Source organism: Arthrobacter agilis, from assembly GCF_002953615.1.
Taxonomy (GTDB): Bacteria; Actinomycetota; Actinomycetes; order Actinomycetales; family Micrococcaceae; genus Arthrobacter_D; species Arthrobacter_D agilis_B.
On sequence record NZ_CP024915.1, the window covers coordinates 2,858,601 to 2,866,941 of the forward strand.

5 protein-coding genes and 1 pseudogene are annotated in these 8,341 nt (G+C 70.3%); 1 reads left to right on the forward strand and 5 read right to left on the reverse strand.

Translation table 11 applies throughout. The annotated features are described in order from the left end of the window. Nucleotides 1-168, reverse strand: a pseudogene (locus CVO76_RS13945) (aminoacyl-tRNA hydrolase); the annotation flags it as partial. A 14-nt stretch (nt 169-182) separates the two neighbouring features. Further along, nucleotides 183-833, reverse strand: a complete 651-nt coding sequence (locus CVO76_RS13950; RefSeq protein WP_208739748.1) for a 50S ribosomal protein L25/general stress protein Ctc — start codon at nt 831-833, stop codon at nt 183-185. A 364-nt stretch (nt 834-1,197) separates the two neighbouring features. Here CVO76_RS13950 and CVO76_RS13955 point away from each other — a divergent pair, with 364 nt between their 5' ends. After that, nucleotides 1,198-1,584 carry a VanZ family protein gene (locus tag CVO76_RS13955; protein ID WP_133082042.1) on the forward strand — a complete coding sequence of 129 codons (387 nt, stop codon included), beginning with the start codon at nt 1,198-1,200 and terminating at the stop codon, nt 1,582-1,584. A 402-nt stretch (nt 1,585-1,986) separates the two neighbouring features. On the opposite strand, the gene CVO76_RS13960 is transcribed toward CVO76_RS13955, so the two are convergent. From CVO76_RS13960 to prs, 3 genes are all read right to left on the reverse strand, one after another. Continuing rightward, nucleotides 1,987-4,701: a helix-turn-helix transcriptional regulator gene (locus tag CVO76_RS13960; RefSeq protein ID WP_208739750.1), complete on the reverse strand. Its 2,715-nt coding sequence runs from the start codon at nt 4,699-4,701 to the stop codon at nt 1,987-1,989. Then, on the reverse strand, nt 4,701-7,451 hold the full coding sequence (locus tag CVO76_RS13965) for a helix-turn-helix transcriptional regulator (RefSeq protein WP_208739752.1): 2,751 nt from the start codon (nt 7,449-7,451) through the stop codon (nt 4,701-4,703). The genes CVO76_RS13960 and CVO76_RS13965 overlap by 1 nt, the downstream gene beginning before the upstream one ends. 257 nt (nt 7,452-7,708) lie before the next feature. Then, the coding region (prs, locus tag CVO76_RS13970; protein ID WP_208739753.1) for a ribose-phosphate diphosphokinase at nt 7,709-8,341 on the reverse strand (633 nt) is incomplete at its 5' end.

An 8,341-nucleotide genomic window follows, 5' to 3' on the forward strand; every position in this document is an offset into this window, starting at 1 on the left:
CCCGAGCCGTCCCTCGAGCGTGACGGCCTGCGCCTTCGATGTCGTGAATCGGCCACGGAGACGATCCGCGAGGAGATCCAGGACCATCTGTCCCACGTTGTGCCGGTTGCCGCTGTAGCCGGGCCCGGGATTCCCGAGCCCGGCTACGAGCCAGGTGTCAGTGGACACCGTGCAGTGCCTGCTTACTGCTCGTCGGCGTCGGTGATGACGGCGTCGGCGTCGGCGTCAGCCGCCGTCGCGCCTTCGGAGGTGCCCTCGGTGTCGGCGTCGGACTCAGGGGTCTCGCCGAGGTCCTGCTCGGTCTCGCCGGACAGGTTGACGATGAGGGTGTCCGCGTCCACGAGGAGGACGATACCGGAGGGCAGCACGATGTCCGAGGCGTGGACGTGCTGACCCACCGTGCGGCCTTCGATGCTGACCGTGAGCGTCTCGGGAAGGTCGGTCGCATTGGCTTCCACGAGGACCGTGTTCGCCTCGAGGTTGGAGACGACGTCGGCGGCGGGCTCGCCCTCGACGTGGATGGCGACGTCCACCTGGACCTTCTCGCCGCGGCGGACGGTCAGGAGATCGAGGTGCTCGACGATCTGCTTGAGGGGATTGCGCTGGATGTCCTTGACGAGCGCAAGGTGGTCCTCGCCGTCGATGTCCAGGGTGAGCAGGGCGTTGGCGGTGCGGACCGCGAGCGTCGTGGCTTTGGCGGGCAGCAGGACGTGGATGGGGTCGGCGCCGTGGCCGTACACGACGGCGGGGATCATGTTGGCGCGGCGGGCCTGACGGGCCGCCCCCTTGCCGAACTCGGTGCGGACGTGTGCGGCGAGCTTCTGCTCGGACATGGTTTCTCCTTGGTAACGTGTGGGCGGCCGCTGATGCGGCCACGACGGGAACGTCGCCGGGGCGGGAGGAACGCGTGACGATCCGGTCCAGGAAACCGCCCTCGCTGCTGGAGGGCAGACCGGGAAACCTCGCTAGCCACCGTCGATCACGGAGTTCACCACGGATTCCCGATTCACCGGGGATCCAGGCCGCTCCCTCGCCTAGGCATCGCCGTCCATCCTACAGCACGGGGTGCCGCGTGGACGATACTGGGGTTGTCGCCCGCGTCGAAGCCGTCGCCGTCCGTCCTCATCCCAAGGATCCCTCCTGAGCACCGCACCCCTGCCGTCACCGCGCTACCGCCTCGTCACGCTCGCACTGTGCATGCTGTGGCTCCTGGGGGTCGGCTTCATCGTCTTCTCGCCCCTGCCCGTCGACCGCCATGCGGGCGATCTCCTGCGCCGGGTCCTGGCTTTCGTGCAGGGGTACGGCGTGCCCGGGTGGTTCGACTACGGGTTCGTCGAATTCACCGCGAACGCCCTGATGTTCCTCCCCCTGGGCCTGTTCTTCTTCCTCCTCGCTCCGCGCGGCTGGCGCTGGCTCGGACCGGTCGTGGCCTTCGGTCTGTCAGCGCTGATCGAGGCCGTCCAGCTGGTCGCGCTGTCACAGCGTGTCGCCAGCCCCTACGATGTGGCGGCCAATACGATCGGCGCCACTGCCGGGACACTCCTCGCGTGGACCATGCTGAGGGTTCGGCGGCACCGGCGCTGACCGCGCCTGGCGTGCGGGCTGTCCGCGCCTGGCGTCCGGGCTGTCCGCGCCTGGCGTCCGGGCTGTCCGCGCCTGGCGTCCGGGCCGCACTGTGCCGTCAAAAGCAGATCGGCCCCCCACCTCGCGGTGAAAGGCCGATCCGGTGTCCCTGCTCCCGGAATTCCGGGGGCTGCCAGGGGTGAGGGTCGGCGGCGGCTGGGGACGAAGTCCTGGTCTCAAGAGAACTCCTACGCCGCCGACCCAGCTCGTGGGCCGTGCATGGTGTCCGGATTTCCCGGTGCACCGTCTCCGACGTCTACAACTCTAGGCTGCTCGTCGGGGGCGATCACGAGTAGTACGGACCCTAATCGGACCCCGGACTACCTAGATCGGTACCAGGATTACCTAGCCCTGGCAGCGGGGCTACGTGGCTCGCAGGAGTGCCTCGAGTTCGGTGGTGAGCTCCTCACGTCGGCCGATCCCCAGCTTCACGTAGATGCGGTAGAGGTGGCCCTCGACGGTCCGGGTCGACACCGTCAGGCTCCGCGCTATGTCCTTGTTGGAGAGCCCCTGCAGCGCGAGCGTGGCGATCTCACGTTCCCTCGACGTGAGCGGGGACAGGCCCTCGGGCTCGACCGGTTCCACGAGCAGGCCCCCGTCGATCAGGCCGCGGCGACGGCGCACGACGGCCGCAAGGGCGCGCTGCGACCTCGCATCCCCCGCTTCGGCATAGACCTCCATCGCCCGGCGGCAGGCGTCCGTGGCAAGCAGGTATTTCTGGAAGGATTCGGCACGGTCACCTGCCTCCGCGATGGCGGCGGCATCATGGGCGATCAGGGCCGCGGCATAGTCGTGCAGGATGGCGGCCTCCGCTCCCTCCATCGTGTCGGCTGCGCGCGCCAGCAGTCCGGCCGACTGCTCGTCGGCGAGCGCCGTCGCGAGTTCGAGGACGTCCTTCTCGCAGCAGAACCACTCGTTCCGCCGGGCCTCGGCAGCGTACTGCAGGAGCGCCGAATGCCTTGCGCCCCTGCGGAGGAGCGTGTGGGCGGCGTCGTCGAAGGCCCTGCCGAGGAGTGCGTACGGGCGGCTCCCGCGCTGCTGCGTGGCAGTGAGCTCTCCGGAACACTGGTCGACGAGGTCCGCCTCCCCCAGGGCGGCAGCAGCCCAGCCGGTGACACCGAGGGCGTACGGCAGCAGAGCATCAGGATCGTACGCACGCAGCGAGGCCAGGGCGGGGCGGAGCTTCGCCAGCCCGCTGGAGAAGTGTCCGCGGCGCACATCGGTCGCTGCGTCGAGCACGGCGAGGCTCCCACTGGTTAACGAGTAGTCACGGCCCGCCGGGGGCGCGTAGGCAGCCGTCGCCTGGTCGGCCGCCTCGAACTCTCCGCTGTGCACGAGCAGGCTCACATGGCGAAGGACTGCCACCCGATGCAGGTCCGGCATCGGATGCACCTCCGACCCCGTCAGCGCGAGGGCGGCGACACTGTGGTTCCGCCCTTCCGAGCTCCGGCCGAGCGCACCGAGTGCTTCGGCCAGGACGGCATGCCCCAGTGCCGTCACGCGCGGATTCGTGCTGGTCCCGAGAAGGGGCCGGAGGACACGGACCGTCTCGCCGAACCGCCCGGCGAGGTTCCACCCGAAAGCCTGGACGACGACGCGGCACTGCTCGCTGTCGACGAGGCCGGCAGCCGGGCCACCTCCGCTCCCCGTCCCCGGTCCGGCGTCGGAGGTCCGGCTGCCGCCCGGCGCAAGGGCATCCAGGGCAGCCGACCAGCGCGTGACGATCGCCTCCGTCCCTGCGACGTCCTCGCCTGCTGCGAGCAGCTGCCTCACCTCGAGGACACCCGCGGCGGCGATCAGCTCGGGAGTGCCGGTCTCCTCGAGGAGCCCCCTGGACAGGTTCCGGGAATCCTCGATCCGGGACAGCTCGAGCAGGGCCGTCGCGCGGTGCGTCCGCGCGGCCGCGGCGAGGTGCTCTCCCCGGATCGCGTCCGCGAACCTCAGGGCCGAGCGGGGGTCCAGCAGGGTCAGCGCAAGGGGCGCCAGGTCGAGCAGCCGATCCTCCTCGACGGGTTCGCCGCAGTCCAGGCTCCACAGGGCGTTCCTGATCCTGGCCCGGGGCGGAAGAGGCAGTCCGTGGCTGGACGACCCCAGTTCGCGGTGCATCGCGGCGCTGCGGCCCAGCGGGATGAGCGTGCGGGCGATGCGCGCGTACAGGCCATGGGTGTGGACGGCGAAAGCCGGATCGTCGGGGAGGCTCCGGATGACGCCCTCCGTCAGCAGCGCGGACACCGCCTCCTCGCTGGTCACGCTCACGAGGTCGGCGAAGGCGACGACCTCGCCCAGGGCGAGCACCTCGAACGCCTTGCGCTGGACGTCGTCGAACTCCATCAGGATGGCGCGCACGAGGTCGGTCAGGGCGGCCGGGATGCTGAGTTCACCGTCGGCCAGGGTCCACACGCCGTCGGGCCTGGTCAGGCTCCCGTTCATCAGGGCCTCGTCGAGGATCGCCTTGAGGAACAGCGGGTTCCCGGAGGCCTCGTCGCACAGGCGGTCACTCGCCCCGCGGACGATGCCCGAGCCGAGCACCTGCTCGCACAGGTCCAGCGCTTCCGCGTAGTTCAGGGGGCCCACGTCGAACCTCTCGAGCAGGCCGTCACGGCAGAGCGAGACGAGCTCGTCGGACACCGGCGTGACGGATCGCGAGAACGCGGCGAGCCCTACGGTCCGCGACGCGACGAGCTGCGCCAGCAGGTGGCTGCTGTCGTCGTCGAGCAGGTGCGCGTCGTCCACGACGACGACGATCGAGCGGCCGTTGGCCCTGCTCCGGAAGAAGGACATCACCATGCGGAGGACGGAGAGCGGGGAACCCATGTCCTCCGGTGTCGCGTCCGTGAGGAAGGGAGCGAGCGCGCCGTACGGGATGGCTCCCAGTGCGGGGGCGGGTGATACCAGGAAGGGGACGGACTCGCCCTGCAGGTGCTTGAGGAGGTGTCGTGCCAGGGCGCTCTTGCCGGTCCCGGTGTCCCCGTAGATGAACGTCCCATAGACGTCGTCCCGCTCGAGCGCGCGCTCGATGGAGGAGAGCAGTGCACTGCGGCCGACGAGTGGAACATCCCCGGACAGTGCGGAGAACATCAGAGGCCGCTCTCCGCGGGGACGAGTTCTGCGAGTTCCGCCCGCGTGCTGACGCTGAGCTTCGAGTACACCTGGTACAGGTGGCCCTCGACCGTCCGGACGGAGACCACCAGCTTCTGGGCGATCGCCCGGTTGCTCCTGCCCGCCGCCGCCAGTGCCGCGACCTCACGCTCGCGGGCGGTGAGGGAGTCGAGGTCGACACCGCCGGCGTCGGCCTGGGGCGCGTCGGGCAGCAGCTCCCTCAGCCGCCGCTGGATGACGCGCAGTCCCGTCCTGTCCTGGTTCCGGGTCGTGGCGTTGATACCGGACTGCGCGATGTCCGCCACGAGCCGGTAGTCGTCCGACGCGGCCGCGCACTCCATCGCCTCGATGAGCAACCCGACGTCGGAGTCTAGGAGTGCCCGCGAGTACAGGGAGCACGTTCGCGCCAGCGGTCCACGCACCGTGGCGGCGAGTGCGCCGAGGTCGGCCACGGCTTCCTGACGGCCGAGGCGCACGGCAGCGGCCAGGCTCACGAGGGCCCAGACGCGCGCGCCCTGCTGCAGGTCGCTCGAGGCTCGATCCTGCAGTCGGCGGGCGGCTTCCCCGCGATTCTCCGTGCGCGCCGATGCCAGGAGCTGGTAGTGGCGGGCAGCACGACGCACCGCCCATGAACTGCCCCGGCCCGGCTCGGACAGGGGCAGGTGCGCGATGACCTGCTCCAGTGGTCCGGCGAGCGCATGGCTGAACGTGAGCGTTGCTGCCGCAAGCGGCAGGATCCCGTGCGGATCCGCGATGCGCAACTGCTCGACCACCGGTTCGAGGGCGCGGCCGGCATCGCGCGCGCGGCCGAGGGCGATCATCGTCAGGCCTTCGAAGAGCTGGGCGAGTGACCCGCTCCTGAACGACCACCGGGCGTTCGAGTGCCTGATCGACCCGAGGAGCCGTGCCGTGTCGCTCCAGCCACCGGTCATGAGGAGGGCGACCTCGACGCGGAGCAGCGCGGCGTCCGCGACCCCGTAGGGTACGTCGGGATGCACGAGGAGGCGTGCCAGCGATCGCGCCAGATCGTGGCTCAGCGACCGGTCGTCCACGACGACCTGCGCCTCGAGGAGCAGTGACTGGACCTCGACCTGGAACTCGAGTTCCTCGCGACCCGCGGACGCTGCGAGGTCGGTGTCGACGACACCCGCCAGGCTTCCGAGGTTGTCGCTGTACCGCCCGGAGAACGAAGCCAGCGCAGCACGCTCGGCGAACAGCCGGCGCTCGAGCCGCGCCAGCTCCGCCACAGCTCCGTCGTCTCCTGCTTCCAGCGCCTGCTGCTGCCAGGCGGCCACCCGCTCCGAGGCCTCGGCGATCGGTTCCGGGGCGTCGACGACCGGCCGAAGGCGCCGCATCCTGGACTCCGCGATCCTGGACAGCGTCCACGTGGTGCGATCCAGCCGGTCCTCCCGGTCGGCGAGGGCCGACAGGTGGAGCGTCGCAGTCCTGAGGGATCCCTGGCCGAGCGCTGCCCGGACGGCCTGGTACACCAGACGGTCCGAGTCGGGGAGATCCAGCGCGGCGAGGAGCTCTGCCGCGCGGGAATAGCGGCCCTCGTCGTTCAGGGCAGCCGCAGCGGCCACCGCCTGGTCCTCGCTGACCGGGTGCGCGGCACGCATCAACCAAGCCACCAGGCGGGCCGGGTCGGCGGCGAGCTGACGGGGCGCTGCCCGGAGTCCCTGGAGATGCTGGTAGAGGTCGCTCGCCTCGGAGGCGCCGACGGCTTCGGCCACGGCTGCCGACAATCCGGGCGTCGCGAGGCGGGCACGCGGTTCCACCCCGGTGTCGATGACGAGGATGCCGGCATCCTGCAGCGCGTCGAGGTCGGCGGAGTCGGTACCCCGTGCGAGGTCGGACCAGTCGAGCGTCCCTGCGAGGGCCACGAGGTTCACCACGCTCCGCTGATTGGGCGCGAGCTGGAGCAGCAGTGGCGAGTGGGCGACGAGGTCCTGGCCCACCGGCCGGCCCGGCAGGAGCACCCACGCCGCACCGCGCCGTGCGAGCGTCCCGCGTTGCACATAGCCCCTCAGGGCGGCACGCGTCGCCGGGAGGTTGCCTCCGCCGACAGCCCAGAGGGCCTCGAGGCCCTCCCTGCTGACGGGGGCGTCGAGCTCGGACTCGACGAAGAGCCGGGTCTCCTCGCAGGTGAAGGGGGCGAGGTCCAGTCGCCGCAGCGAGGCATTGCGCCACATCGTCATGAAGACGGGATCCGCCTGCGCGAAGTCGGTCACAGTCAGGACCACGGAGGCCACGTTCGCCGCGACGAGCTGTCCGATCAGCGTCGAGGACGATCTGTCCAGGTGCTCGGCGTTGTCGACGGCGAAGACCACCCGGCGACCGCCCGCCTCCGCGCGGAGGTACGCCGATACCGCAGTGAACACGAGCGCCGGGTGGGTGACCGTGCCGGGCAGCTCCGACAGCAGGAAGCTCAGCGCCCGGAAGGGGGAGGATGTGGCAGAGCGGAGCCCGCGGACCCGGACGAGGTAGTTCTCGGCGAGGGAGCGCTGCACGTGATGCAGCAGGGCTGTCTTGCCGATGCCGGCGGCCCCTACCACCACTGCCCCTGCCGAACCCGGCTGCCGCACGGCCCGCAGGATGCTCGCGGTCTCTCCGGCGCGGCCGATGAAGGCCGTGTGCGCTGCCGCCTGGCCCGACCGGGCGGTTCCCGGCAGGAGCGGCGACGCGACAGGCGGGACGGGACGGGATTCGACGAGACTGTGAGACCGCATTGAGGACCTACTTCTTCCCAGCTTTTGAACAGGTGTCTGAAGGTCAGCCTAGGAAGGGAAGGGGGACGCGGCACGAGTGGCCGCTACGGATTCACGGGGGCTTCTACTTGAATTTCGTACCTGCGGTGCGGGTTCACTACTCGCTTTCCCCTGCACGAGTACTCGTGCAACCGGAGTGACCGTGCGGGTGTTCCGCTCTCCCGCGGGCCCCGCCGAACGCGTAGCGGGACCCGGGTATCAGGGCCCGGGCGAACCGGTCAGGCATTCCCGTCGAACAGGCTCGTCACCGATCCGTCGTCGAACACCTCGCGTATGGCACGAGCGATCAGCGGGGCGATCGAGAGGACCGTCAGTTGCGGGAAACGCTTTTCCGATGGTATCGGCAGGGTGTTCGTCACCACAACTTCGCGTGCGCCGGACTCCGACAGGCGCCGTGCCGCCGGGTCGGAGAAGACCGCGTGCGTCGCGGCGATGATGACGTCCTTGGCGCCGGCGTTCTTCAGGACCTGGACGGCACCCGAGATCGTCCCGCCCGTGTCGATCATGTCGTCGATGAGCACACAGGTGCGCCCCTCGACCTGTCCGACGACCTGCTTGGAGACCGCTTGGTTCGGCACCGTGAGGTCGCGGCTCTTGTGGACGAAGGCCAGTGGCGCGCCGCCGAGCCGCTCGGCCCACTGCTCGGCGACACGGACGCGCCCCGTGTCCGGCGAGACGACCGTGACGTTGTCCGCGTCGACCCGCGTACGGATGTAGTCCGCGAGGAGGGGGATGGCCATGAGGTGGTCCACGGGCCCGTCGAAGAATCCCTGGATCTGGGAGGTGTGGAGGTCCACCGACATCAGGCGGTTGGCGCCGGCCGTCTTGTAGAGGTCGGCGACGAGGCGGGC